Source organism: Bradyrhizobium manausense (assembly GCF_001440035.1).
Lineage (GTDB): Bacteria > Pseudomonadota > Alphaproteobacteria > Rhizobiales > Xanthobacteraceae > Bradyrhizobium > Bradyrhizobium manausense.
This window is the reverse complement of the sequence record NZ_LJYG01000047.1, coordinates 194552-220679: the sequence shown is the minus strand read 5'-3', so window position 1 is coordinate 220679 and position 26128 is coordinate 194552. Positions and strand designations below refer to the sequence as shown.

The window sequence follows — 26128 nt, the reverse complement described above, 5'->3', positions numbered from 1 at the left end:
GATCGTGTGCTAATCGCGCGATTTCTGGGCCCGGGCTGGGGACTATGCAGGTTCGTCAGGGAGGCTTCAGCGGCAGGCGAGAGCTTGAGCGGCCGGCAGCGATGATGGACGATTGAGGTCGATTGCGGCCGGCTCAGCACGCCTCAATGTCTCTGATGGCGTCTCCCCAAAAAGCGTGCGGTAGGCAACCGAAAACCTTCCAAGCTCCCAAAAGCCATGATTCGTCACAATGCGAGTGACGGTCGAATTCGATGGATCAGCGCTCAACAATGCGTGGCGCACGAGATGCATTCGGCGCAACGTCAGATAACGGATCGGTCCCATGCCGAGGTGTTCTTCGCAGGAGGCGCGAAGTGTACGCTCCGCGACACCGATGGCTGCGCAGATTTCGGTAAGGTAAAGAGGCCGGTCAGGATTCGCGGCCAGAAATTCCTCGAACCGCGTGACGATCGCGTCATGGCGACGGCCACCTGCTGTCGCTTCGATGCTGGCGCCGTCGGCAAGGCACCGAACCATGATGTGAATCAGTTGTTCTTCCAATGCCCGGCGCACATCGGGCAGGTCCAGTATGTCGGGCGTGTCGAGGGCAAGTTGCCCGACGGTCCTGTGCAGCTTTAGCAGTCGCGACATCAAGGCGGGATCCGGACGAACAATCACGGCGTGCGGTTCTTCGAGAAACTCGCGGCCAATGATCGTTCTGCACAACTGAGGAAAATCCTCCACCGGAACAGACATGGTTCCATAGTGAAGGTCGGACGAAGATCGCTGATGCCGCACATCGAAGCCCGCAACGATAATGTCGTTTGGGGTGACCTCCATGCCGCAGTGCTGCAGCTCCGATGCGTTGGAATCAATGAGAAAGCCAATGCCCTTGCGGTCGCGAGCAGTCGTGGCTGTGGCGACTTGCGGCAGAGCCACGTTGAAGCGCTGCATCCACACCCTGTCTATGCCGATTTGCGTCATCTCGACGTCGAAACGCCCCCTTGCCATGGGGACGATTTCGACTTGACCGCCCTGAACGGCGGCCTGACTTGCCTGAGGATCGGCAAACCTGAGAACTCTGCTCCAATGCATTTCTGTCCTCCCCCGGGCAGAAAAGTCGGCAGCTAGTCAGTGCAAAGCCACTGCGCACCAGCAGACTGCGTGCTTCCAAAAACATCAATTAAAACAACGGTGGTATCCTATGTCGATCACTACTCCCGATCAATGCAGGAATTGTGACGTTACGGCGGCGGATGGTGGGGTGCAGAGGGAGCGGTATGTGCCGTTTCCGCGCCGCCTTGGGGGCCATTCCGGATACAAGGGCAACTCGCGAACGCTTGGATTTCTCTGCAACTACCAATCGCCTGTCCTGGTTCTGTCACGCGATCTGCCTGCAGAATGCTTCATGCTCATCAGTAAGCTTGGTGCCTATGTCTCGGCGCGCTGCGACAAATGGCGCGACGCAACATAAAGCTTGCCGATACTGCATAGCCAAAATCCGTGATCCGGCGGCAGATTTGGCTCACAATACGCGCGCAGACGCAGGCAGCTGGAATTCCGTCATGGACCTCGGAACTTTGCTGCGGAACAACGGTCTCGAGCGCTTCGAGGCGGCGTTTCGCGACAACGCGATCGATGAATCGGTCCTGCCGCATCTGACCCAGGATCACTTGCGCGAGCTCGGTCTTCCGCTCGGCGCCCGGATCAAGCTTCTCGCGGCCATTGCAGGGCTTGCAAAGGAACCCCTGGGACAGCCGCCGTCGCCTGCAGCGGTTGCAGAGACCTCGGCCGAACGGCGGCAAGTCACGGTGCTGTTTAGTGATCTCGTGGGCTCGACGGTTCTGTCGACGCGGATGGACCCCGAAGACCTGCGCAAGCTGATCTCGGCCTACCAGAAATGCGTCACGGAAGTTGTTCAGCGCTACGGCGGCTTCGTCGCAAAATACATGGGCGACGGCGTGCTTGTCTATTTTGGCTATCCCGAAGCTCATGAGGATGATGCCGAAAGGGCCGTACAATCAGGATTGGAGCTGGTCTCGGAAGTCACGAAACTGAAGACCGGCACGCCGTTGCAGACCCGCGTGGGCATCGCCACGGGTCTGGTTGTGGTCGGTGATCTCGTTGGCTCCGGACAGGCGCAAGAGCGCGGCATTGTCGGCGAGACGCCGAACCTCGCGGCGCGGCTGCAAGGGCTCGCTGAGCCGGACATGGTCGTAATCGCGGACGCAACGAGACAGCTTCTCGGCAATCTCTTCGAACTAAGAGATCTCGGTCTCAATGAATTGAAGGGCATTGCTGGTGCGGTGCAGGTTTGGGCCGCGGTTCGACCAACGTCCGTGGAAGGTCGGTTCGAAGCATTTCACCGCAGCGACCTCACGTCGCTTGTCGGAAGGGACGAGGAATCGCAATTATTATTGCGGCGCTGGTCGAGAGCAAAGAATGGCGAAGGTCAGGCAGTGCTGGTCTGCGGTGAACCCGGCATCGGCAAATCTCGCCTGACGGCAGCGTTGCTGGAAGAGGTCAGCAAGGAACAGCATGCACGGCTACGCTGCTTCTGTTCGCCGCAGCGCACGAACAGTGCCCTTTCGCCGGTCATCGGTCACTTTGAGCGCGCCGCCGGATTGAAGCACGACGACACCATAAAGACGAAGCTCGATCGGCTTGATGCGTTGCTTTTGCAGAGCGCGACTTCGCCAATGGATTCAGCGCTGCTGGCCGAAATGCTGTCTCTTTCGAACGACGGCCGCTATCCGGCGCTGACCTTTGACCCGCAGCAACGTCGACAAAAGACCCTAGAGGCGCTTCTCAAGCAAATCGAGGCGCTCTCACGATCCGCGCCTGTATTGATGATCTTCGAAGATGCTCACTGGACTGATCCGACCAGTCTCGAACTGTTTGGCCGCATCGTGGATCGAATCGAGGCGCTTCGCGTTCTGCTCGTCATTACCTTCCGGCCAGAATTCCAGCCGCCCTGGATTAGCCTTCCACACGTGACAGCCGTCACCATCAATCGGCTCGGTCGGCGCGACATCGATGCCGTTATTGACCGAATTGTCGGCAATAAATTTCTCTCGCCTGATATCCGCGAAGACCTGATCGATCGGACTGATGGCATTCCATTGTTCATCGAGGAAATGACCAAGGCGATACTGGAGGCGGAGAGCGAGGAAGACGCGCGACGAACGACGGCTGCGATTCCGTCACCGAAACTCGAAATTCCCGCAACACTTCACGCCTCGTTGATGGCGCGTCTCGATCGGCTTGGTTCCGCAAAAGAGCTTGCGCAAATTGGAGCGGCGATCGGCCGCGAGTTCTCACATGCGCTCATCGAGGCGGTGGCCCGCAAGCCGCCGGCAGACCTTGATAGTGCTCTGCATCGGCTCATCAGTGCCGGCTTGTTGTTCCGTCAGGGCGTCCCGCCGCACGCGCACTACCTCTTCAAGCACGCCTTGGTGCAGGACGCGGCTTACAGCACCCTGTTGCGCGAACACCGCCGCGCGTTGCACAAAAAGATCGTGGAGGCGCTCGAAGGCCGATTTGCCGATATCGTGGAGCGTCAGCCGGAGCTATTGGCACGCCATTGCTCTGATGCCGGGCTGATCGAGAAGGCGGCGGGGCTTTGGGCGAAGGCCGGACAACGATCGTTGGAGCGGGCCGCCCTGCCCGAAGCCGCCGAGCAACTCAACCGGGCCCTGACCTTGATTGCATCCTTGCCATCGACACCGGCTCTCAGGCGAGAGGAAATCAAGTTGCAGGTCGCGCTGATCACCCCGCTCATGCACTTCCGGGGCTATGGCGCACCGGAAACCAAAGCGGCCGCACTTCGTGCGCGTACGCTCATTGAACAGGCACAGACGCGCGGCGAGGCTCCAGAGGACCCATTTCTGCTGTTCTCGGTGCTTTATAGCTTCTGGGTTGCGAACTTTAACGGTTTTCACGCGAGCACTGTGACCGAGCTCGCTGCGCAATTTCTGGAGCGCGCCGAAGAGCAGAAGGAAGCTACGCTGCAGATGCTTGGGCAACGGCTCGTTGGCGTATCTCAGGCGACGATAGGAAATCTTCCGGAAGCGCTCACACAGTTCGATCGCGCGATCGCGTCTTATAATCCCGCGGAACATCGCCAGCTTTCGGCGCGATTTGGTCAGGACATCCGGGTCGCCGCGCTCTGTTATCGTTCGTGGATCCGCTGGATGCTCGGATATCCCCGAGCCGCGCTCGCTGATGCGAAAAGTGCGGTCGCAGAAGCGCGCGAGGTCGGTCAGGGCGTACCCTTGATGTATTCGCTCTATTTCACGTCATATGCTTTTATCCATTGCGGGGATTACCAAGCCGCCGACGCGCATCTCGACGAGCTCATTCCGATGGCGACAGAGAAGAACGCCGCGCAATGGAGAGGCGGCGGCATGATGCACCGTGGCGCCATACGGGCGCTGACCGGTCAAGCCTCGGATGCGATCGCCATGATCCCGTCAGGCATAGCGGCCTGGCGATCGAGCGGCTCTGTCGTTTTCGTTCCCTGGTATGTAGCGCATATGGCAAAATCGATGGCGGAACTCGGCCGGTTCGACGATGCAGGGCGATACATGGCCGAAGCTTTGGCGACGATTGAAGGGACAGGAGAAAGGTGGTGTGAATCCGATGTTCGTCGAATCGCCGGGGAAATCGCATTGCTTGCGCCCGAGCGCGATATCCGCAACGCGGAAGCGCATTTCGAGCGCGCGCTCTCGGTTGCGCGGGAACAGCAGGCTAAATCCTGGGAGCTTCGGGCAGCCATGAGCCTGGCGCGGCTTTGGCGCGATCGAGGCGAGCGCGCCAGGGCCCGAGGATTACTCGGGGAGGCGTATGATTGGTTTAGAGAGGGCTTCGAAACGCTTGATCTAAAACTGGCGAAAATGTTGCTCGATGAGCTCGGCTGATTCATTGTTGATGCGATCCCATTTTCCGATGAATGCGTCACGCGGCTCGCCGGCAGCTGCGCAAGAATCTCCTACCAGGGCCTTGCCGCGGGCGCGCCAAAAAGCATCAACCAGGTTTCTGACATTGAAGACGAGACTTCCGGAGATGGCGCCATTGGAAATTATGTCGAAATTTCAATTACATAAGAGTTCGCAATTTCATTCTGAATGGCGCGCCGCAGCATTGTTTTCGATCCACACCGTATCCGTCTCCTTCGGGTTCGGCATGCGCCAGCTCGCAGGTCGGCCCGTGATGCCTCAATAGAACATAACAAGAACAAAAGAGTCGATAGCCGGCGTGAAAAATCGTCTTGTGGGCCCGTGCATGCTGTCGGAACCATGCCCTGTCGTTCGTCTTGAGTCCGAGCCGTCCCGAACTGGAGTTCTGCGTACCATGAGAGCCAACTGGAAAGGCTTCTTGCGTCTGTCGCTCGTCACCTGCCCGGTGGCTCTCTACCCGGCGACATCGGAATCCGAAAAGATCTCGTTCAATCAGCTCAATCGAGCGACCGGTCACCGGATCAAGTACGTGAAGGTCGACGTCGATACCGGTGACGAGGTGCCTAACGAGGACATCGTCAAGGGGTACGAACTCGAGAAGGGCCAATTCATCGAGGTCACAAAGGAGGAGCTCGAGGAGCTGGCGCTCGAGTCGACGCGGACCATCGAGATCGACGAGTTCGTCGACAAGGCAGAAATCGACCCGCGCTATCTGATCCGTCCGTACTACCTGCGCCCCGACGGCAAGATCGGTCACGATGCCTTCGCGGTGATTAGGGAGACCATCCGGGAGATGGACAAGGTGGCGATCGGCCGCGTGGTTCTCACCAACCGCGAGCACATTATCGCGCTCGAGCCGCTGGAGAAGGGTCTCGTCGGTACGCTGCTGCGCTACCCCTACGAGGTCCGCTCCGAGCAGGAGTACTTCGACGAGATCCAGGACGTCAAAGTCACCAAGGACATGCTCGACCTCGCAAGACACATCGTCAACCAGAAGACGGGCACGTTCGACCCCGAGAAATTCGAGGATCACTACGAGACCGCGCTGGTCGACCTGATCAACCAGAAGCGCGCAGGCAAGACCATCCGCCCGAAGGAGCGGCCCAAAGGCGAAAACGTGGTCGATCTGATGGAGGCGCTGCGGCAGAGCGTCGGTCGAGAGGCTGCGCCGGCTAAGGCAGCAAAGCCCGCCAAGAAGGCGCGCAAGGCCGCGGCGGGCCAGAAAGAGATGTTGATGCCGATCCAAGGCAAGAAGCCGGCGAAGGAAGCAGTGGCGAAGAAACCCGTGACGGGCCAGCGGCGGAAGTCGGCTTAGGCAGTTGATGTCCGGGGTACCGCGGTGCATCTGGAGGCCGCGGCACGACGCGCGATAGAGTGCTTCAACCGGACGCTTCGATGACCCTCACCATCGGCATCATCTCGGATACGCATGGCCTGCTCAGGCCAGAGGCGCTGCGCGTGCTGGCCCATGTCGACCACATCATTCACGGCGGCGACATCGGCGATCCCGATATCATCACCGCGCTGCGGAGAATTGCCCCCGTCACGGCGATTAGGGGGAACGTGGACACGGGCGATTGGGCCACCGAATTTGCCGGGACCGAGTTCGTGCGGCTCGCCGGACGGCTGTTCTACGTTCTGCACGACCTCAACATGCTGCAGGTCGATCCCGTATCTGAGGGCATCGATGTCATCGTTTCCGGCCACTCACACGTGCCGAAGATCAACACCGTAAACGGCGTGCTCTACCTGAATCCCGGCAGTGCTGGGCGCCGACGCTTCAAGCTACCGATCACGCTTGCGCGCCTCGAAATCGCGCCCGACGGTCTGAAACCGATCATCCACGATCTTGAGGTTGGATAGGTCGCGCCGCAAAAGACCAATTGAAAGCTTCCTCGTCAGGGATGGCGTTGGATAAGAGGATGCTCGTTGATGCGGGCGTACTATTCCCGGACGAGGAGTGAAACCAGACACTGCCCCCAAGCCGATCTGGAAGGAAACATACCTGAGGACCGAGCGGGCTGCGAGAACCGAGAAGCTCGACTAGATCCGCAATGAGATCGCTTAGGCGATCGCCTTTGCGATTGCCGCAAGAGATTTTAGGTCGATAGCCCGAATGGTCAAAAGCTGACCTTCGGCCTGCAATCGGCGCAGATCCCAAACCTGTACTCCGTCCGACAGGAGCGAACCGTATACGGCCTCGACTTCAATTCTCCCTCGGATACCGAACATAATGGCGGCGGCGTTCGTCGGAAAAAAAAGGTGTACGAAGAGATATTCGGTCGGCTGCGTAGCATGTATATGGCGCTCACTACGATAGAACTGGTCGCGCAGGCCCGGCGTGAAGAAGTCGGCATCACGCAGCAGTATAAGCACCTCCCGAAGCGCGTCCGAGAAGGCGTGGTGCGTTGGCAAGTTGGCTAGCGGAATGTCGGCCATCCACTGCGACTCGTGCTGAGGCCGTTCGTTGCTGCGCATTCGAATTGATGTCCGAGGAAGGGGTCGGAAGCATTCAACCGTCTTGACGCTATCCTTGACTCTGTCGCTGCCAGCAACAGCGAGAAAAAGGTTGAGCGCATCGTCCGGGCTCATATCAGCAGCGCCGCCGCCTTTCTTGGCTTTCGTAATATGACCTGCCTCACGCAAATTGCGAAGATGTACGTCGACGGACTCCAACTGGTCTTGCAGGCCCAGCGCTTCGGCAACCGCTTTTCTCAATTGTCCGGGTTTTGCCATGGGAAGAAGTTGACCGTTCAAAGATAATAGCGCGTTAACCATTCGTTCGGGATAATACACCGAATGATTGATTGCAAGCGGGTTCGGGATATTATCCCGAACCAATGATGACTTTAGATATTTCGACCAAGGACATCGACGATCCCGCCGCGAAGGTACTGAATGCCGAGACGATGGTTAGCCGTCCAGACGTGACCATTCCCACGGCTGACGCCTGGCTCCGTTGCAATAAGGCTCGCGCCCCTGACAGCGGCCCAGAAAGCAGTTCTAGCAAGCTCAAGGTTGGAGTGGCCTCAAATGCTTGAGGATAGCACTGCATTGACTCCCCCCAAGAACCAAACCCGCCGGTCCAAAACGCCGGCCGAACGGCAGCGCGCCTGTCGGCAGCGCAAGAAGCTAAAACGCCAGATTGCGCTGCTTGCTGCCTCGTCTGCTGTTCCGGCAGAAGTCCTGCGCGAGGGCCTAACTGTCATCCCCGAATCCGCGTCACCAGTCACGGCGGATGTCACGCTCGTCACGCCTGCCGCCGCTTTGGCAGTCACGCCAAACGTCGCCCCCGTGACTGACGTCGCCGCGTTGGCAGTCACGGCCAATGTCACGTCGACCACTCCCGACCCCGCGCTACCAGTCACGGCGAATGTCACGCTCGTCACCTCTGCCGCCGCTTTACCAGCCACAGCAAGCGTCACCCCCGTGACTGCCGGAGCCGCATCACCAGTCACGGCGAACGTCACGACCTACACGAAGTCACACAATCACGTGACCGTCGGGCGACGGATCAGCTCGCACGTACTGACCGCAGCTGCTCTCGCCCTCTGTGGCGTTGCCATCACAACGAATGGTTGGTTTGCTCGCTCGTTGGGTTCGTCTGATCTCGCCGGGTGGTTGTTTTTCGCTGTTGGTGCCGCCGCCGACCTCGTTCTCCTCGCCGTGCCCGAGGCTGCCACCCAGCTTTGGCAGGCAGGCAAGCGGCCCACGGCTGCGGCGGCTTGGGCGATATGGTCGATTGTCTCAGTGTTTGCCTTGACTGGCGGCATCGGGTTCGCTTCCGCAAACATCGCCGACGTGACGCTCGCGCGCGCGGCCCGCATCACTCCTGCGGTGACGGCAGCGCGAGCTGCGTTGAATGACGCCGTGACGGCACGCGACCGGGAGTGCGCGAGCGGGGAGGGCCGAATCTGTCGCGCACGCGACCAAGTTGTAACCGAGCGTCACCGCGCGCTGGAAGCCGCGATGAGTTCGGTTGAACACGCCGCCGACCCCCAAGCCGACGCGGCCATCAAGATCGTAACTTGGCTCTCTGCCGGCAACTTGAAACCGACTGCCGACGATTTCAATATGCTGCGCGTGGTGCTTTTGGCTCTTTTGCCGCAGCTCGGCGGCCTCTTGCTGATGATCGCTGGGCGCGCAAGAAGAAGCAGCTAGGCTGCCCGACACTGATGTGCGGCCCCTTGCCACCCCTGTCTGAAGTCGAAGCAGAACCCTGCGTGCCCACTGGCGCTGCGGCGCGGAACCCGGAAGATCGGCATATCCAACTACGTAGTCCGGATCGCCGTCCTCTAGCGCATGTCGGAGGTGCACATCGTCGATGTCCCGCGGTGTGACGTTTATCTCGACTGTTTCATCGAGCAGGCAGTCCTCCGAGCGCAGCATCCTCTCCTTACCTGACCAAGCCGCTGGGCCGACCAGATTGTGCGGGCATTTCGGGAGAAGTACGCGGCAAGGTCCGCGCCGGTGCGGGCGCGCCGCGGGACCGGCGGCCGCCGGGCAGCCAAGTCACAGCTGAAATTGGGTCGAAATCGCTCGTTTGCGTGGATTGAAGGCGCAACCTGATGTTGTGCCGTCGCCGTGTCGGCGATTCCGATACACTCTTTTGGGTCGCACCCCCCCGTCCGATACGATCTTATGAGTCGCAGGCGACAATCTTATGTGTCGCACGCGCTCCGAAATCATTGGAGTTTTTTGGTTAATTTGACACTCTTATAAGTCGCAGCACAGACTTCCACCCGCCGCGATCTCGATCCGGCGCAGCGGTCGCGGCAAGGCGCGCCCCAAATCCTTCTTGATTCGTTACCGTCCCTTAAAGCTCTGATGGCAGTTTGGCCGGGATCTGCGGGGCCTGCACGCCGCCGATCGGTCAGGTCGGGTCGTCGCTCATGTTTGCCGAGGCGCTGGAAGCGGTTCAATTTTCGCCATCGAAACGGATCGCCTATGTCCGCTTCGTGCTGGCGGCACTGGCCGTGATGGTGCTGTTCAAGACGTTGAGGTTTGGGCGCTGGGGCGTCTTCCAGATCCGCGAGCTCTCCGATTTCGACGCCTTTTACATCGCCGCGCAACAGGTGTGGCGCGGCCAGGTCGAACTGGTCTACCGGTTCGAAACGCTGATGCAGTTCCAGGCCGAGGCTGCGCATGGAGCAACCGGCTTCATGCCCTGGACCTACCCGCCGCAGTTCGACCTGCTCGTCGCACCGCTGGCGCTGCTGCCGATTGGCATCGCCTATCTCGTGTTCATCGTCGCAACGCTCGCGACCTACCTGCTGATGCTTCGCGCCATTGCGGGCGCGAATTTCGCCCATGTCCTGGTCGCACTGTTTCCTGCGCTTGCGATCACGATCGGCGGCGGACAGAACGGCTTTCTCACCGGCACCCTGATTGGCCTGGTCTGCCTCAACGTGGAGCGGCGCCAGCTTGTCGCCGGCCTCGCGCTGGGTGCGATGGTGATCAAGCCGCATCTCGCCATCGCGGTCGGCGTCTACATGCTGGCGACACGCCGCTGGGTGGCGCTCGCGACCGCCGCGACCGTCGTGCTGGCAAGCTCCATGGTCTGCACACTGGTGTTCGGCTGGCAGATCTGGACCGCATGGCTTGGCGCGATCGGGGAATCGGCGCGTTTTCTCGATCAGGGCATTTACCCGCTGCTGCGAATGATCTCGACCTACGCGGCGCTTTCCCGTGCGGGCGTTCCGCCAACTCTTGCCTTCTGGACGCAGGCAGCGGTCGCGAGCCTTGCGCTCTGCGCGGTGGTGCTTGCCGTTTGGCTCGGCGCGGCGCGCAAGATGTCGCCTCGATTCGCCCTCGGCATCACCGCCATGGTCTCGGTGATGATCAGCCCCTACGCCTATGACTATGATCTGCCCATGATCGGCATCGGCCTCGCCTTGCTGCTTCCCGATCTGGCGCTTCTGGCGAGCGCGCGCGAACGCGGCGTCATCTACGGGCTGATCCTGCTGGCCGGCGCCTACGGCATGCTTCAATCGGCGCGGCTGGCGGCGCAGTTCGGCGAGGAACAGGCCTATCTCGCCGGACTGACCGACAGGTTTGCGCCGGCCCTCGGCGGCTTCGCGATGATGGCCTTGCTGGCCGTGCTGCTGCGGCTGCTCTGGCGCGGAATGCAGTCCGCATCCGTCCTACCGCGAGCCGCCCAGGCTGCGGAATAGCGCCATTACGTTCGCGACAGAACCAGCGTCACGCCGCCGCGCGAGGGAACCGGAACGTCCGGTACCCGTTCAATCGGAGCCCATGCGGAGGCGAAGGCTGCCGCGCAACCAGGGAGGCTCACCATGCCCACCGCCGAGAAGGATCATGTCTACAAGATCCTGGAACTGGTCGGATCGTCCGAGACCTCGATCGACGACGCCATAAAAAATGCTGTCAGCCGCGCGTCCAAGACCATCCGCGAGATGAAATGGTTCGAGGTGGTGCAGACCCGTGGCCACATCGAGAACGGTGCGGTGCGCCACTACCAGGTGACGCTGCGCGTCGGCTTTACGCTGGAAGGGTGAGGCGGGCTTGCGTCGATAAAGCTCGCTCGTCAGCGCACCGTAGCCGCCGAGAATGCCAACCGCGCAACTTTAAGCCAGGTGACTTTAAGCCAGGTGACACGCCACGTAATGTCCGCCCGCGCCTTCCTTCAGCTCCGGCGCGGCTTCCGCGCAGCGGGGCTGGGCGATCGGGCAGCGGGTGTGGAAGTGACAGCCTGACGGCGGCTTCATCGGGCTCGGCACGTCGCCCTTGAGGCGGATGCGGTTGCGCTTGAGCTTGGGATCCGGCACCGGCACCGCGGAGAGCAGTGCCTTGGTGTAGGGATGCTGCGGATTGCGATAGAGATCGCTCGCCTTCGCCAGCTCGACGATGCGGCCGAGATACATCACCGCGACACGGTCGGAGATGTGCTCGACCACCGACAAATCGTGCGCCACGAACAGATAGGTGAGGTTCAGCTCGGCCTGGAGATCTTCCAGCAGGTTGATGACCTGCGCCTGGATCGAGACGTCGAGCGCGGATACCGGCTCGTCGCAGACGATCAGCTTCGGCTCGACCGCAAGGGCGCGTGCGATCACGATGCGCTGGCGCTGGCCGCCGGAGAATTCATGCGGATAACGTCGCATGTGCTCGGCCTTGAGGCCGACCTTGACCAGCAAGCCCGCGACGCGTTCCTCACGCTCCCTGGCGTTGGCTGCGAGATTGTGGATGGTGAAGGCTTCGCCGAGGATCGAGCCGACCGTCATGCGCGGATTGAGCGAGGCGAACGGATCCTGGAACACGAGCTGCATGTTCCGCCGCATCGCCCGCAGATCGTTGCCGCCGAGGTTGCGCACGTTCTGACCGTCGAAGGTGACTTCGCCATCGGTCGGCTCGATCAGGCGCAACACGCAGCGTCCCGTGGTCGACTTGCCGCAACCGGACTCGCCGACCAGACCAAGCGTCTCGCCGCGATTGACCGAGAACGACACGCCGTCGACCGCATAGACGGTGCCGACCTGGCGCGACAGCAGGCCGCCGAGCACGGGGAAATATTTCTTCAGGCCGCTGACGCGGAGCAAGGGCTCGCTCATGCCGCGCCTCCCAATTGCGGATCGCCGAGATGACAGGCCATGCGGTGGCCGGGCGCGATCTCGCGCAGCAACGGCTCCTTCGCGGTGCAGACGTTCATGGCGAACTTGCAGCGCGGCGCGAAGCGGCAGCCGACCGGCGGATTGATCAGGATCGGCACCGAGCCGCCGATCGCCTCGAGCCGCGTCTTGTGCTCGCTGTCGAGATCGATGCGCGGAATCGAGCGGATCAGGCCTTGCGTGTAGGGATGGCGCGGATCGGCGAAAAGAGCGTCGACGCCGGCTTCCTCCACCACCTTGCCGGCATACATCACGACAACCCGCTGCGCCGTTTCGGCGACCACGCCCATGGCATGGGTGATCAGCATCACCGCCATGCCGAAGCGCTCCTTCATGTCCTGGAGCAGGTCGAGGATCTGCGCCTGGATGGTGACGTCGAGCGCAGTGGTCGGCTCGTCGGCGATGATCAGCTTGGGCTTGCAGGCCAGCGCCATCGCGATCATCACGCGCTGGCGCATGCCGCCGGAGAACTGGTGCGGATAGTTGTGCACACGGCCTTCGGCGTTCGGGATCTGCACCAGCTTCAGCATCTCGATGGTGCGCTCGAGCGCCTGCTTCCTGGTGACGTTCTCGTGCCGGCGCAGGCTCTCGGCGATCTGTTCGCCGACGGTGAGCACCGGATTGAGCGAGGTCATCGGCTCCTGGAAGATGAAGCCGATCTCCTTGGCGCGGATTTCGTCGAGCTGGCTGCTCGTCAACGGCACCAGATCGCGGCCTTCGAAGATGATCTCCCCTGCGGCGATGCGGCCCGGCGGCATCGCGATCAGCTTCAGGATCGACATTGCGGTAACGGTCTTGCCGCAGCCGGATTCGCCGACGACGCAGAGCGTCTCGCCCTTGTTGATGGTGATGTCGACGCCGTCGACGGCCTGGAGGATGCCGTCATCGGTAGAGAAGTGGGTCTTGAGGCCTTTGATCTCGAGCAGCGGCGCCATCAGATCACCCGTCGCGCATCGAGCGCGTCGCGCAGACCGTCGCCGATGAAGTTGATGGCGACGACCGCGATGAAGATCGCGCCACCCGGGAACAGGGCCCAGTGCGGGCCGATATCGAGGAAGTCCTTGGCGTCGAACAGCAGCCGGCCCCAGGTCGGGGTATCAGGCGGGAAGCCGAGACCGAGAAAGGACAGCGTCGATTCCGCAATGATGGCGGCGGCAACATCGATGGTGCCGGCGATGATCACCGGGCCGAGCGCATTGGGCAGGATGTGCTTCACCACCTGCCGCACGGGGCTCGCACCAAGCGCACGCGCGGCCTCGACGAACTCCTTCTCTCGGATCGACAGGAACTGGGCGCGGACGAGGCGCGCCACCGGCATCCAGCGCAGGCCGCCGATCACGAGCACGATCAGGATGAAGATGCCGCCCTCGGGACCGAACATCGCTTTCAACGCGTCGCGGAACAGATAGATGAGCATCAAGAGCAGCGGCAGTGCCGGCAGCGACAGAAAGAGGTCGGTGAGCCACATCAGACCGTGCCCAAGCGCGCCGCGCGACATGCCGGCCAGCGCGCCGATCAAGGTCCCGATGAAGACCGAGACCAGCATCGCGGCGAGCCCGACGGCAAGCGAGATGCGCCCGCCATAGATCATGCGCGCCAGGATGTCCTGGCCGAGATCGTCGGTGCCGAAAGGATGGGTGAGCGATGGCCCCTGCAGGCCGGCGACGATGTCGATGTCGTTGATCTTGACGCGCCAGATGAAGGGACCGAAGACGACCGCCAGGATCAGAACGAGAAGCAGGACGGCGCTGACCACGGCGAGCTTGTGGCGGCTATAGCGCCGCCACGTCTCGCGCCAGGGCGAATAGACGCCCCGCTCAGCGGAGGGAGATGCGAGGGTCAAGCCAGCCATACAGGACGTCCGCGATGAGATTGAACAGCACAACGAGGCACGCGAAAACGAAGGTGACGGCCATCACCACCGGCGTGTCGTTGGAAAGGATGGAGGAGATCAGCAGCGATCCGATGCCGGGAATACGGAAGATCTGCTCGGTGACGAGGGCGCCGCCGAACACTGCAGGCATCTGCAACGCGATCAGCGTGACCACCGGGATCATGGCATTGCGCATCACGTGCTTGACGATGACCTTGGCCTGGCCGAGCCCCTTGGCGCGCGCCGTGGTGACATAGTCGAGCCTGATGACGTCGAGCATCGCCGAACGGACGAAGCGCGTCATCGACGCCGCCTGGAACAGGCCGAGCACCGCCACGGGCATGATGGCCTGACGAATCATCTCCAGCACATAGTGGATGCCGGTGGCCTTGATGTCGGTGGTGTAGACAAAGGGCAGCCAGTCCAGCGTGACCGAGAAGATCAGGATGAACAGGAGACCGGTGAAGAAGGTCGGCAGCGAGAAGCCGATGAAGGCGAGCGTGTTCGCGATCTGGTCGAACAACGAATAGGGCTTGGTGGCGGCATAGACCCCGACGGGGATGGCGATCAGGAGTGCCAGGACCTGCGCCGAGCCGATCACGTAGAGCGTGGCCGGCAGGCGCTGGAGGATGAGCCTGTCGACGTCCATCCTGCTGACGAAGGAGAAGCCCCAATCGCCGTGCGCCATGGCAAAGAGCCAGTGCAGGTAGCGGAGATAGATCGGATCGTCGAGGCCGAACCTGGCCCGAAGTGCGGCCTGCACTTCGGGTGGCACGTTCGGATTGGTCGCCAACTCCGAAAAGGGATCGCCGGGCGCGAGCGCCAGCACGAAGAACAGCACCGCCGAAATGCCGAGCAGGCTCGGAATGGCGATCAGAAGGCGACGCAGGACATACTGGCTCATGGGGAAGAATCCCGTCTATGTCCGCGCGATCATGCCCCCCGATACCAGTCCTGGATGTTGTCGGTCCGGTTGGCCCAGCCCGAGACGACCGGCTGCAGCGCGGTGGCGCAGGCATCCACCGTCAGGCGGTGCATCACCGGGATGAACACGACATCCTGCCACAGCATGTCGTTGCACTTGATGTAGAGCGCGGCGCGCTTGACCGGGTCGATCTCGGTCTCCGCAGCCTCGATCGCGGCGTCGTAGTCCTTGTTGACCCAGCGCGGGAAATTCTGCCCCTGCCATTTGTTGTCTTTGCTGGCGACCTGACTCGAGATGTAGCGCTTCATGTGCAGGGCAGGATCGGGCTGCGTCATCGGGATCTGGAATTCCTCGATGTCGGTGTAGAACTTCGAATAGGTGTCGGGATTGGCGACGTCGGAGGAGAAGAACACCGAGGCGACGACCGATTTCAGCTCGACGTCGATGCCCGCCTTCTGGCAGGCCTGCTTGACGATCGCCTGTGTCTTCTGGCGCGGACCGTTGATCGAGGTCTGGTAGACGAACTTCAGCTTCTTGCCGTCCTTCTCGCGGATGCCGTCGGCACCGGCCTTCCATCCGGCCTTCTCGAGCAGCGCGATCGCCTTCTCGACGCTGAACTCCCATTTGGTGTTCTTGGACACGAAGTCCTCGGGACCATTGAGGTAGTTCGAGGTGGTGCGACCGGCGCGGCCGTAGATCGCCTTCTTCACGGATTCGCGGTCGACGAGCAAAGCGAGCGCCTGACGCACCGCGAGGTCCGACAGGATCGGATGCTTGGTCTTTATCGAGGACCGTTCCCCATCGACCTCGGTGTTCGGATCGGTGAAGTTGATCGCAATGAACTCGATGTCGCCGCCCACGGCATAGGTGGTCTTGCCCTTGCCACCCTTCTCGAGGCGCAGCAGCACTTCGTCCTCGACCTGCATGTTCCAGGCGAAATCGAATTCGCCGGTCTGGATCACGGCTCGCGCCGCGGAGACGGCATCGCCGCCCCCCTTCATCTCGATGGTGTCGAAATGCGGACGGTTGGGCATGTGGTACTCGGGATTGAGCTCACCGCGGATCAGGTCGCCCGGCTTGAACTCGACGAATTTGTAGGGGCCGGTGCCGACCGGGGCCAGATTGGTCGGCGCTTCGCGGGACTTCGAACCCTTGTAGTCCGCAAACAGATGTTTCGGGAGAATGCATCCATAGGCGCCGACGAACGCATTGGCCCAGAACGGCGTCGGCTTGTTGAACACAAGCCGGATGGTGAGGTCATCGACCTTTTCGACCGACATGTCGGCATAGGTGCTGATCGAGACGGCCGCCGTGGCGGGGTCGCTGGCATAGGCCCAGGTAAAGACGAGATCGTCGGCCGTCAGGGGTTTGCCGTCGTGCCATTTGACCCCGGGCTTGATCTTCCAGGTCACCGACTTGCCGTCAGCGGCAAGACCGCCATTCTTGATCGACGGGATCTCGGCGGCGAGGATCGGATTGAGGTGGCCGTCGACGTCCCAGCTGGCGAGCGGCTCATAGAACAGACGCGAGCCGTCCTGATCCTTGGTGCCGGTGGCGAAATGCGGATTGAGCAGGGTCGGTCCCTGCCACCACAGCAGCTTGAGCGGGCCACCGCCGCCGCGCTTGGTCGGCGGATAGGGCGACGGGCTCTGCGCCATGGCAACGCCGCCGATGGCGAGGATCTGGTTCGCCATGGGGGCAGTGAGACCGACAGCGGCCAGGCGCTGAATGAAGGCGCGGCGATCCATCCGCCCGTCCTTCACGTCACCGATCATCGAACGCAGTTCTTTGTCCAGCATGGTTATCCCCCGTCTGGTTCCCATATGCTTGCGGGCGGCCGCGGAACGGCCACCTGGGTTTTGGCTGGCGGTAGATGGCACACCGAATAGGTCGCACGTCAACTGCAGCCGTGTGTGTGCAAACGATGTTCTGGCTGTCGGTTGGGCAAAATTTCATTCCGCAGCCCAACGGTTCGGCATTCCAGCGTCAAAATCCGCTGGAAACCTAGTTGCACTGCGAAAAATTTGTTCGCGAGATCAGACGAAGTATCGAGATCGAATTCTACGCGACGGACATATTGAGCGGCGGCGCGACATGGTCCGGCAGCGGGCAGACATAAGGCGTCTTGGCCGTCCGCTTCGTCAGATCGGCCTTCGCAGCCTTGATCAGTTCCGGTTCGCTCAACGCCTTGATGCCGAGGCCGGCCATGGCCTTGGCCGCCTGTACCATCGCCTTGTGCGCGTGGGGACTCTTGCCCTGCGCCACTACCTGCCAGGTGTGGAACGGCGTGCCGATTGCAACCGTTGGTGCGTGAACCTGCACGGTCGGCACCACCCAGCTGACGTCGCCCACGTCGGTCGAGCCGACCAGCGGGTTGCGCTTGGCATCCAGCGGCACCAGGAAGTCGGCCAGCGGCCGGTCGGTCGGCTCCATGCCGATCGCGTAATACACCGACGCGATGTCCTTGTCGGTCAGCGTCGCGCGGATCTGGCTGGCAAAGCCCTTGTCGGTGTCGTCGAAATGCGGCGGTCCGAGCTCCTCCATGACCCGATGCAGCGCCTGTTCCAGCGGCGTGTTCGGCAGGATGTTGGAGACTGCAGAGATGATCTTCATCTCGACCTTGGTCTCGGTCATCAAGGCCGCGCCCTCTGCGATCTTGCTGACGCGCCCGACCAGCTCGTTCATACCGGGAAGGTCCCGGGCGCGAATGGAATAGCGCACCCGGGCGTGAGCCTGCACCACGTTGGGCGCAATGCCGCCGGTGTCCAGCAGCGCGTAATGCACGCGCGCATCGCTCGGCATGTGCTCGCGCATGTAGTTCACGCCAACATTCATCAGCTCGACCGCGTCGAGCGCGGAACGGCCGAGATGGGGCGAAGCCGCCGCATGCGAGGTGCGGCCGGTGAAGACGAAGTCGGCGCGGGTGTTGGCGAGCGACGGCGTCACCGCGACTTCCCAGAAACTATGCGGATGCCACGTAATGGCGATATCGGCGTCCTCGAACGCGCCCGAGCGCACCATGAACGCTTTGGCTGCGCCGCCTTCTTCCGCCGGGCAACCGTAATAGCGCACGCGGCCTGGCACCTTGTTCTCGGCGAGCCAGTCCTTGACCGCGGTCGCGGCGAGCAGGGCGGCGGAGCCGAGCAGATTGTGACCGCAACCATGGCCGTGACCGCCGGTTTCGACCGGACGGTGTTCGGCAACGCCGGCCTCCTGGCTGAGGCCTGGCAGCGCATCGTATTCACCCATGAAGGCGATGACCGGGCCGCCCTCGCCCCATTCCCCCATCACCGCTGTCGGAATGCCCGCGACCTTCTCGGTGATGCGGAAACCCTGGTGGCGCAGCTCAGCGAGATGCTCGGCGCAGGAGCGCGCTTCGGTGTAGCAGACCTCGGGCATGCCCCAGACCTTGTCGCTGAGGTCGATGAAGCGTCCCTTGATCGTGTCGATGCCACGCCAGATGTCGCTGCGATTGTCCATGGTTCTGTCCGTGATCTCTTGGCCAACGAAGCGGCAATGGTTAGCAGCTTCATTGCACCCCGCCTAGCATCTCGCGGGACAGCAGCCATGCGACCGGTGCCGGAAGGGGCAACCGCCGGGCGAATTTGGGCGAACAATTTCTGTCATCCTCCGAAATCGGCGTCACGACATCTGGAATAGTTGCGGTCAAGTCTTTCAAGACGGCCTCCTGCGGCCTAAATTATGCTTGCTTCGTGCGTTGTTCCGCAGCCTCGGCGGAGCGATGCTCTCAGCCAGGAGAACTCCATGACTGTTCTGACCGAATGGAGAGTGCCGCCGGCCTATCAGCCGCGTGCGAGCGACTACGGCTTCGATCTTGACCGTGCGCTCGGTTCCGTTGTCGGCCTCCACGCCATCATTCCGCCAGACGCCTTCAGCGCGGAAACGCTCGGCACCGAGCGCGCTGGCAATGGCGTCGTGATCGACGACGGGCTGGTGCTCACGATCGGCTATCTCATCACGGAGGCGGAATCCGTCTGGCTTCATCGCGGCGACGGACACGTGGTGGAGGGACATGTGCTCGGCTTCGACGCCGTCACCGGCTTCGGCCTGGTGCAGGCGCTCGGACGGCTCGACATCGAGCCGCTGCCGCTCGGCTCCTCGGCGGACGTCAGGCTCGGCGACCGCGTCGTGGTCGGCGGCGCCGGAGGGCGGACGCGCTCGGTCGCGAGCCAGATCGTCGCCAAGCAGGAATTCGCCGGGTATTGGGAGTATCTGCTCGACGAGGCCTTGTTCACCTATCCCGCCCATCCGAATTGGGGCGGCACGGGATTGATCAACGAGCGCGGTGAATTGATCGGCATCGGCTCGCTCCAGCTCGATCGTGAGCGCGACGGCAAGGCCGAGCACGTAAACATGGTCGTGCCGATCGACCTGTTGAAACCGATCCTCGACGACCTGCGCAAGTTTGGCCGCGTCAACAAGCCAGCGCGGCCATGGCTCGGGCTCTATTCGACCGAGATCGACAACCGCGTCGTGGTGATCGGGATCTCCGCCAATGGTCCGGCTGCTCGCGCCGAGCTCAAGACCGGCGACGTGATCCTGGCCGTGGATGGTGAGAAGGTCACGAGCCAGACGAGCTTCTACAAGAAGATGTGGGCGCTCGGCCCTGCCGGCGTCGACGTGCCTCTCACCGTGCATCATCAGGGCAGCGCGCATCATGAGGGCGTCACCTTCGACGTCACGGTGACGTCGACCGATCGCTTCAAGCTTCTGAAGGCGCCGAAGCTGCACTAGTCCAGCCAAGGGAAGCAGCAATGACCGAGGCCGTCGTCGACGACATCGTGGCCGTGCTGCCGCCGCTGCTCAACGCGCTGGAAGCGCTCGGCTACTTCGCCCGGCATTTGCATCCGCCGGCCTTCGGCTCGGTCATGAACGCGATCGGCGCGCCCGACGATGCGCTGCAAGGCGCGCGCGCTGCGATCGGAGAATGGCCGGAGCAATTTGCCGGGCTTCGCGAGCGGCTCGATCTCGCCTGCAACGAGACGCTATCAGCCTTTGCCGGCATCCGTGACGTCGAGCGCGGCAATGGCGATCTCGTCTCCGTCTTCCGCGCGCTGCGCCACCTGCCGCGCGCGCAAGAGGTGCTCTATCCGCTGTCGGTGCAATTCCCGCCAGTGAGCAATTTCTTCCTCAACACCGCCAAGCGCGAGAATGAGGAACTGCTATCGCGGCTAGAGGTCGGCGCGAGCGAGCGCACCGGCATCTTCCATGATCACAACGAGCCCGGCAGCCGTGGCGGCTTCTCGGTCTATGTACCCGAATATTACACGCCGGACCGCGCCTGGCCGCTGGTGATGGCGCTGCATGGCGGCAGCGGCAATGGTCGCGGCTTCCTGTGGAGCTGGCTGCGCGATGCGCGCAGCTTGGGCGCGATCCTGGTGGCGCCGACGGCGACGGGGCAGACCTGGGCGCTGATGGGCGACGACACCGACACGCCCAACCTGATGCGCATTCTCGAGACCGTCCGCGGCCGCTGGACCATCGACGCCTCACGCATGTTGCTGTCAGGCATGAGCGACGGCGGCACCTTCTGCTATGTCAGCGGGCTTGACGGCGCCTCGCCCTTCACCCATCTCGCGCCGGTGTCGGCGACTTTCCATCCGCTGATGGCGGAGATGGCCGACGCTACGCGGCTTCAGGGCCTGCCTGTCTTTATCACTCACGGAAAGCTCGACTGGATGTTTCCGGTGCAGACCGCGCGGCAAACGCAAGCAGCCCTCACGGCCGCGGGCGCCAAGGTCACCTACCGTGAGATCGATGATCTCAGTCACACCTATCCGCGCGAGATCAACGCGGAGCTGCTGCAATGGCTGAACGGGGCGTGAACGAGGCGTCCTTACCCGCGCCCTACTGTCGCGGAACCATTCACTCCGGGCCGACGTTATCCGCCCGACACACCGGAGGGTTCTCCATGCAGACTTTTTTCGGAATGATCCTGGGCGCGCTGCTGCTTGCTTGCAGCGTCTATGTCTATGATTCCATGCAGACGTCGTCAGTCGCCAATGGCGAGGTCGCGATCACCAATCGCACCATCGTGAACTGGGACGTTGCAAAGGCCGATTGGGACCTGCTGCGCGATCGCGCGCACAAGGACTGGGTCAAGATCTCGTCCAAGTAATTCGATCAACCTGATATGAACAAGGCGCCGTCGCGGATCCGCGGCGGCGCCTTTGTCTTGACTGCGACCAGCACGGCGATATTCAGTTCATCTTGGCTTTGCGGGCGTCGGCGATGACCTGCTCGAATTCGTTCATGCTGAGCACGCCGGGGACGCGATACTTGCCGACGATGAAGGACGGCGTGCCGTTGAAGCCGAAAGCTTCGGCCTGCTCGTTGTTGCGCTTGAGGATCGCGTCGATGTCCTTGGCGTGCGCGGTGAGGTCGCCCTTGAGACGATCCATGTCGACTCCGACCGAGGCGAGCAGCTCGTTGATGCGTGATTCGGTCAGGCGCGAGCTGACGCCCATCATGGCGTCATGGGCCTTGTGATACTTGTCCTGGTATTTCGCGGCGAGTGCGATACGGGCGGCCGCCACCGAGACCGACCCGAGGATCGGCCAGTCCTTCAAAACCAGCCTGACCTTGCCGTCGTCCTGGACGACCTGGCGCAGCTCCGGCTCGAGCTTGCGGCAATAGGGGCAATTGTAGTCGGACCATTCGATGATGCTGATGTTGCCATCGGGATTGCCGGCAACGGGAACATCGGGATCGCGCAGCACCTTGGCTTCGGTCAGCACCTCGTCATCACCGGTGGCCGCGCGTGCCAAGGTCATCCCGCCAGCCGCAAGGGCGCCCGCGCCCATCAGCGTCAGCGCCGTTCGGCGCGTCGGCATAAGTCCCCTATTCCGATATCCAGCCATATCTTGTCCCGTTTCGGTCCCATCGCAGCAAATACGCGTCAGGACCGGGAGTTGTTACAGACAATATAGAGTGTTGCGGAGGCGATGTCATCGCAGCAGCAGAGTCACCACCAAAGGGACCAGAAACGAGGTCACCAGAGCGTTCAGGCTCATGGCGATACCGGAGAACACGCCGGCGATCTCGTCGACCTGGAACGCTCGGGCAGTCCCGATGCCGTGCGCGGCAAGTCCGGCGGCAAAACCGCGGGCGCGAAAATCGGTCACACCGGTACGATTCATCAGCGGCGTGACGATAATGGCACCCATAATCCCCGTAAGGATCACCGCAACCGCCGTCAGTGATGGGTCCGCATGCAGGGATTCCGCGATGCCCATGGCAACGCCCGCCGTGACCGATTTCGGCGCCAACGACAGCACCACATCGCGCGGCAGGCCAGCGAACTCCGCCAGCAGCACGACAGAAACCACGGCCGTCACCGAGCCCGCCACCAGCGCCACCAGCATCGGCACAATGGATGAGACCACGCGCCTGCGGTTCTCGTAGAGGGGCACGGCGAGCGCGACGGTGGCGGGCCCGAGCAGGAAGTGCACGAACTGCGCGCCGGCGAAATAGGTGGTGTAGGAGGTGCCCGTTACGAGCAGGAACGCTCCGATGATCCACATTGCATGCAGCACGGGATTGGCGAATGGATGGCGCCGCGTCGCCAGCGATACGGCATCCGTGGTGGCATAGACCAGCAGCGTCACCGTCAGCCAGAGCAGCGGTGATTGCGACAGATAGACCCAGAGCGAGAACGGATTGTCCTTCATGGGACGTCCTGCTGTCGCAACAGACGGCTGACCAGGCGGAAGGTCAGGACGGTCACCAGCAAAGTCACGACCACCGAGGCTGCCAGGATCAGAATGATGGCAACGCCATGAGAGGCGAGCAGATCGAGCTTTTGCACGACGCCGACGGCGGCGGGCACGAACAGCAGCGACAGATGCGCCAGCAGCCCCTTGCTCGCGGTCTCCACGCCGTCGTTCCGCAATGGCCCACGCGCGAGCAGTGCAAACCGGTCGCGGGCGAGCAGCAGGATCAGAAGCAGGAGCAGGCCGAGCACAGGCCCAGGCAGCGGCAGGCCGAGGCCGCGGACCACGGCTTCGCCGATCAATTGGCAGAGCAGGATGAGGCTGAGACTCGCGAGCATGACGCATCAAGGGATGCGCTGCAGGGCTTGTCAATTGCCGCTAGGCGTGGGAGGGGCGCGGCTCGTGCGAAGCGGTTGCGCGGGGCAGCATTGCCATCAGCGTGCCGGTCATGGTCGCGATCAGTGTGGTCTTGCCCTCGTGTTCGGCAAAAGCCTTGGCTTCGCAGAAGGTAAGTGTACGGCCGGGCTTGACGACCTCGGCCTTGAAGACAAAGCGTTCGCCGCGGGCCGGCGCGAGCAGCGTGGTCTTGAACTCGACCGTGAGGATATCGGCCTCTGATGGCATCAGCGTGAAGGCGGCGACGCCGCAGGCATTGTCGAGCCCGGCGGTGATGATGCCGGCATGGACAAAGCCGTTCTGCTGTGTGAAGGCGGCCGAATGCAGCATGGCGAGCTCGACCTCGCCTGGCGCGAGGCGGACGATCACGATGCCGAGCGTGTGCATCGCCGGCTGCCGCTCGAACATCGCGATGGCCGCCGCACGATAGCCGGGGTTATTCGGCTCGAACGCAGCCATGGCTCAGGCCTCGACCGGTTCGACAAGATGCCTCAGAGCGAGCTCGCGGATCACAGCCTCGAATGGCACCGATTTGCGCTGGCTGCGGTCCATGTGCACACCGATGATTTCGCAAGTTGCGGCGAGTTCGCCGGTCTCGGCATTGGTCAAGTCGTGCCGAAAGCGGATCGACTTGTCGCCAACTTCGAGCAGATGGCTGCGGATCTCGACGATGTCGCCGGCGAGCAACTCGCGCCTGTAGCTGATGTTCTGCTGCACCGCTGCCATGCCGCGGCCGGAGATGCGCAGATAGCTCGGCGTCAGCCCGAGCCGGGCGAACAGATTCCAATTGGCCTCGTCGAACTTGCCGACATACCACATGATGTTCATGTGGCCGACATGATCGCAGTGCCAGGGATAGACCGTGCCGCGGTAGGTTGCCTCCTGCTCCATCGTCATTCCCCGCCCTTGCCGTGTCTTGATTTTGATACGCTAGCGTATCAAGCGCCGAACGCGTTAGCAATACGGCACCGTATCAAGAACCGGTGAGGGCTTCATTTATGAACGACGGCAAGGGCGACGTCTGGGTCGAGGCAGGATTCAAGGAGCTTGCCCGTGCAGGCGTCGAGGGTGTCAGGGTGGAGGTGCTCGCCAAGAATCTCGGCGTCACCAAAGGCGGCTTCTACCGCCGCTTCGCCGACCGCGCCGCGCTGCTGGAGGCCATGCTGGTGCACTGGCGCGAGGGCCGTTCGGCCTCGATCGCGCAGCAGACCAGCCTTGACGGCGAAGCACCCCGCGATCGGCTGAAGGCGGTGATCCAGCTCTACTCCGAGCGGCTCAATCCGGAAGGCATGGCGATCGAGCTCGCGATCAGGCAATGGGCGCGTTCAGAAGAGAGCGCCGCGGCGGCGGTCGCAAGTGTCGATGCGGCGCGGCTGAAGCACGTCGCCGAACTCTATCGCGCGACCGGCCTTGAAGCCGAAGAAGCTGAAGCACAGGCCTTCCTGTTCTACTGCTTCATCTTCGGCCAGAGCCTGTTGTTCGTCGAGCGCGGCCCGCGCAAGCGATCGCAGCTCGTGGCGAAGTCGGCCGAAAAACTGCTGGACTGAAACAAGAGGCCGGAGTCTGGCTCCGGCCTCGACGTGATCTCGAAGCCTCAGGCGGCGCCTTTCAGCTTCTTGTTGCATTCGCTGTAATAGCCGCCGCCCTTTGCGATCCACTTCATGCCGCCATTGCCGTTGGTGGTCTTGTTGGCATTGTATTGGTCGACACAGGTGTGAAGGCGGGCCTTGCCGGCGGTCTCCTTGGCGTATTTCGGATCGACGGCGTTCGGGAAGATCGCCGGACCGGCCGGCAGGGTCGGCGCCGGAGCAGCTGCGGGCGCAGCTTCCTTCTTCGCCGTCGTTGTCGCCGCCGGGGCGGACGGAGGTGCGGCGGGGGCAGCTGCGGTCGGCGCAGCCGCAGGCGTCGCGTCGGCGCCGCACTGGGCCTTGCGGAAGTCATTCCACTTCATGGTGCCGAGCGAGCCGTCCTTTTTGGCGGCTTGATACTTCGCGCTGCACTCCTGCGCGGTCAATGCCCGGGCCGGCGCACTCGCCACCAGCGCGGCAACGCCCGTTACCGCAATGGCACACAACAATTTCGCTTGAATGGTCATCCTTGGTCTCCCTCAGGGAAGCAAAACGAGGATTGCTATCCTAGCGTGTCGGCGACTTCGGACAAGAAAGCGATGGTGGCTGAGGCCAAAATATAGTGGCCGCTCCGGTCGTGTTATTCATGTGGCGTTCAGCAACGTGGGTCGACGTTCGCGGCCTCCGCAACTCTCGCAAGAAGAGCCACATCATGACCCTCGCCTCCCGCCTTGCCGTCGTCGCGATCGCCTCCCTGTTCGCCACCGGCACCGCCTTCGCCCAGACCGCGGCGCCAGCTGCCAAGTCCGATATGAAGACCGATGCTGCTACCACCACTGACAAGAAGGCGCCAAAGGAGCACTCGGCCGAGTCGCTGGAATGCTCCAAGCAGGCGGACGCCAAGGGCCTGCATGGCAAGGAGCGCAAGAAATTCCGCTCCGAATGCATCAAGACTGCGAAGGCCGGTGGCGCTGCCACGCCAGCGCCGGCCGCTGACAAGAAGTAACTCCGTCACAATCCTCGCCTCGCCTTTGGCGAGAGGCGCACGCATTGCGGCATGACGAGCCT

Annotated in this window: 25 protein-coding genes; 11 read left to right on the top strand and 14 right to left on the bottom strand. The window is 62.3% G+C overall.

The window, feature by feature from the left end:
* Positions 1-66 precede the first annotated feature (66 nt).
* Complete coding sequence (locus tag AOQ71_RS12240) at positions 67-1074, bottom strand: AraC family transcriptional regulator (RefSeq protein WP_057746482.1); 1008 nt, start codon at positions 1072-1074, stop codon at positions 67-69.
* Positions 1075-1544: 470 nt separating this feature from the next.
* Here AOQ71_RS12240 and AOQ71_RS12230 point away from each other — a divergent pair, with 470 nt between their 5' ends.
* From AOQ71_RS12230 to AOQ71_RS12220, 3 genes are all read left to right on the top strand, one after another.
* Complete coding sequence (locus AOQ71_RS12230) at positions 1545-4898, top strand: adenylate/guanylate cyclase domain-containing protein (RefSeq protein WP_057746477.1); 3354 nt, start codon at positions 1545-1547, stop codon at positions 4896-4898.
* Positions 4899-5331: 433 nt separating this feature from the next.
* Positions 5332-6252, top strand: a complete 921-nt coding sequence (gene ku, locus AOQ71_RS12225; RefSeq protein ID WP_057746474.1) for a non-homologous end joining protein Ku — start codon at positions 5332-5334, stop codon at positions 6250-6252.
* 80 nt (positions 6253-6332) lie between these two features.
* Positions 6333-6800 (top strand): metallophosphoesterase family protein, encoded by a 468-nt coding sequence (locus AOQ71_RS12220; protein WP_057746472.1) that lies wholly within the window; start codon positions 6333-6335, stop codon positions 6798-6800.
* 201 nt (positions 6801-7001) lie between these two features.
* Here the strand turns inward: AOQ71_RS12220 and AOQ71_RS12215 are convergent, their stop codons facing one another.
* Positions 7002-7778, bottom strand: coding sequence for a hypothetical protein (locus tag AOQ71_RS12215; RefSeq protein ID WP_157083492.1), 777 nt, complete (start codon positions 7776-7778; stop codon positions 7002-7004).
* Between the two features lie 192 nt (positions 7779-7970).
* On the opposite strand from AOQ71_RS12215, the gene AOQ71_RS12205 reads away from it, so the two are divergent.
* The 3 genes from AOQ71_RS12205 (at position 7971) to AOQ71_RS12195 (ending at position 11455) form a co-directional block, all read left to right on the top strand.
* On the top strand, positions 7971-9098 hold the full coding sequence (locus AOQ71_RS12205; RefSeq protein ID WP_057746464.1) for a hypothetical protein: 1128 nt from the start codon (positions 7971-7973) through the stop codon (positions 9096-9098).
* 674 nt (positions 9099-9772) lie between these two features.
* Positions 9773-11110: a glycosyltransferase family 87 protein gene (locus AOQ71_RS12200; RefSeq protein WP_245316848.1), complete on the top strand. Its 1338-nt coding sequence runs from the start codon at positions 9773-9775 to the stop codon at positions 11108-11110.
* A 123-nt stretch (positions 11111-11233) separates the two neighbouring features.
* Positions 11234-11455, top strand: a complete 222-nt coding sequence (locus AOQ71_RS12195; protein ID WP_057746461.1) for a dodecin — start codon at positions 11234-11236, stop codon at positions 11453-11455.
* 84 nt (positions 11456-11539) lie between these two features.
* Here the strand turns inward: AOQ71_RS12195 and AOQ71_RS12190 are convergent, their stop codons facing one another.
* From AOQ71_RS12190 to AOQ71_RS12165, 6 genes are all read right to left on the bottom strand, one after another.
* On the bottom strand, positions 11540-12508 hold the full coding sequence (locus AOQ71_RS12190) for an ABC transporter ATP-binding protein (protein ID WP_057746458.1): 969 nt from the start codon (positions 12506-12508) through the stop codon (positions 11540-11542).
* The gene (locus AOQ71_RS12185) at positions 12505-13500 is read right to left on the bottom strand and encodes an ABC transporter ATP-binding protein (RefSeq protein WP_057746456.1); all 996 of its coding nucleotides are present in this window, start codon (positions 13498-13500) and stop codon (positions 12505-12507) included. Before AOQ71_RS12185 ends, AOQ71_RS12190 begins: the two co-directional genes overlap by 4 nt.
* Positions 13500-14417, bottom strand: a complete 918-nt coding sequence (locus tag AOQ71_RS12180; RefSeq protein ID WP_057746874.1) for an ABC transporter permease — start codon at positions 14415-14417, stop codon at positions 13500-13502. The genes AOQ71_RS12185 and AOQ71_RS12180 overlap by 1 nt, the downstream gene beginning before the upstream one ends.
* Positions 14383-15342 (bottom strand): ABC transporter permease, encoded by a 960-nt coding sequence (locus tag AOQ71_RS12175; protein WP_057746454.1) that lies wholly within the window; start codon positions 15340-15342, stop codon positions 14383-14385. The genes AOQ71_RS12180 and AOQ71_RS12175 overlap by 35 nt, the downstream gene beginning before the upstream one ends.
* A 29-nt stretch (positions 15343-15371) precedes the next feature.
* Entirely contained in the window at positions 15372-17162 is a 1791-nt protein-coding gene (locus tag AOQ71_RS12170; protein ID WP_057746451.1) for a peptide ABC transporter substrate-binding protein, read from the bottom strand.
* 262 nt (positions 17163-17424) lie between these two features.
* Positions 17425-18843, bottom strand: a complete 1419-nt coding sequence (locus tag AOQ71_RS12165; RefSeq protein ID WP_057746448.1) for a M20 family metallopeptidase — start codon at positions 18841-18843, stop codon at positions 17425-17427.
* Between the two features lie 285 nt (positions 18844-19128).
* Between AOQ71_RS12165 and AOQ71_RS12160 the strand changes: the two genes are divergently transcribed.
* The 3 genes from AOQ71_RS12160 (at position 19129) to AOQ71_RS12150 (ending at position 21502) form a co-directional block, all read left to right on the top strand.
* The gene (locus AOQ71_RS12160) at positions 19129-20118 is read left to right on the top strand and encodes a S1C family serine protease (protein ID WP_057746445.1); all 990 of its coding nucleotides are present in this window, start codon (positions 19129-19131) and stop codon (positions 20116-20118) included.
* 20 nt (positions 20119-20138) lie between these two features.
* Positions 20139-21209 carry a carboxylesterase family protein gene (locus AOQ71_RS12155; protein ID WP_057746442.1) on the top strand — a complete coding sequence of 357 codons (1071 nt, stop codon included), beginning with the start codon at positions 20139-20141 and terminating at the stop codon, positions 21207-21209.
* Between the two features lie 86 nt (positions 21210-21295).
* Positions 21296-21502 (top strand): hypothetical protein, encoded by a 207-nt coding sequence (locus AOQ71_RS12150; RefSeq protein ID WP_057746439.1) that lies wholly within the window; start codon positions 21296-21298, stop codon positions 21500-21502.
* Positions 21503-21584: 82 nt separating this feature from the next.
* On the opposite strand, the gene AOQ71_RS12145 is transcribed toward AOQ71_RS12150, so the two are convergent.
* From AOQ71_RS12145 to AOQ71_RS12125, 5 genes are all read right to left on the bottom strand, one after another.
* The gene (locus AOQ71_RS12145; protein WP_057746436.1) at positions 21585-22244 is read right to left on the bottom strand and encodes a DsbA family protein; all 660 of its coding nucleotides are present in this window, start codon (positions 22242-22244) and stop codon (positions 21585-21587) included.
* 87 nt (positions 22245-22331) lie between these two features.
* Entirely contained in the window at positions 22332-23054 is a 723-nt protein-coding gene (locus tag AOQ71_RS12140; protein WP_057746433.1) for an LrgB family protein, read from the bottom strand.
* Positions 23051-23434 carry a CidA/LrgA family protein gene (locus AOQ71_RS12135; RefSeq protein WP_057746429.1) on the bottom strand — a complete coding sequence of 128 codons (384 nt, stop codon included), beginning with the start codon at positions 23432-23434 and terminating at the stop codon, positions 23051-23053. The genes AOQ71_RS12140 and AOQ71_RS12135 overlap by 4 nt, the downstream gene beginning before the upstream one ends.
* A gap of 40 nt (positions 23435-23474) precedes the next feature.
* Entirely contained in the window at positions 23475-23951 is a 477-nt protein-coding gene (locus AOQ71_RS12130) for a PaaI family thioesterase (RefSeq protein WP_057746426.1), read from the bottom strand.
* A gap of 3 nt (positions 23952-23954) precedes the next feature.
* A complete protein-coding gene (locus AOQ71_RS12125; RefSeq protein WP_057746423.1) occupies positions 23955-24383 on the bottom strand; it encodes an acyl-CoA thioesterase in 429 nt (142 codons plus the stop codon).
* Positions 24384-24490: 107 nt separating this feature from the next.
* Here AOQ71_RS12125 and AOQ71_RS12120 point away from each other — a divergent pair, with 107 nt between their 5' ends.
* On the top strand, positions 24491-25039 hold the full coding sequence (locus tag AOQ71_RS12120) for a TetR/AcrR family transcriptional regulator (protein ID WP_057746420.1): 549 nt from the start codon (positions 24491-24493) through the stop codon (positions 25037-25039).
* A gap of 47 nt (positions 25040-25086) precedes the next feature.
* Here AOQ71_RS12120 and AOQ71_RS12115 read toward each other — a convergent pair whose 3' ends face one another.
* A complete protein-coding gene (locus AOQ71_RS12115; protein WP_057746418.1) occupies positions 25087-25587 on the bottom strand; it encodes a hypothetical protein in 501 nt (166 codons plus the stop codon).
* A gap of 185 nt (positions 25588-25772) precedes the next feature.
* On the opposite strand from AOQ71_RS12115, the gene AOQ71_RS12110 reads away from it, so the two are divergent.
* Positions 25773-26066, top strand: a complete 294-nt coding sequence (locus tag AOQ71_RS12110) for a PsiF family protein (protein ID WP_057746872.1) — start codon at positions 25773-25775, stop codon at positions 26064-26066.
* Positions 26067-26128: the final 62 nt, after the last annotated feature.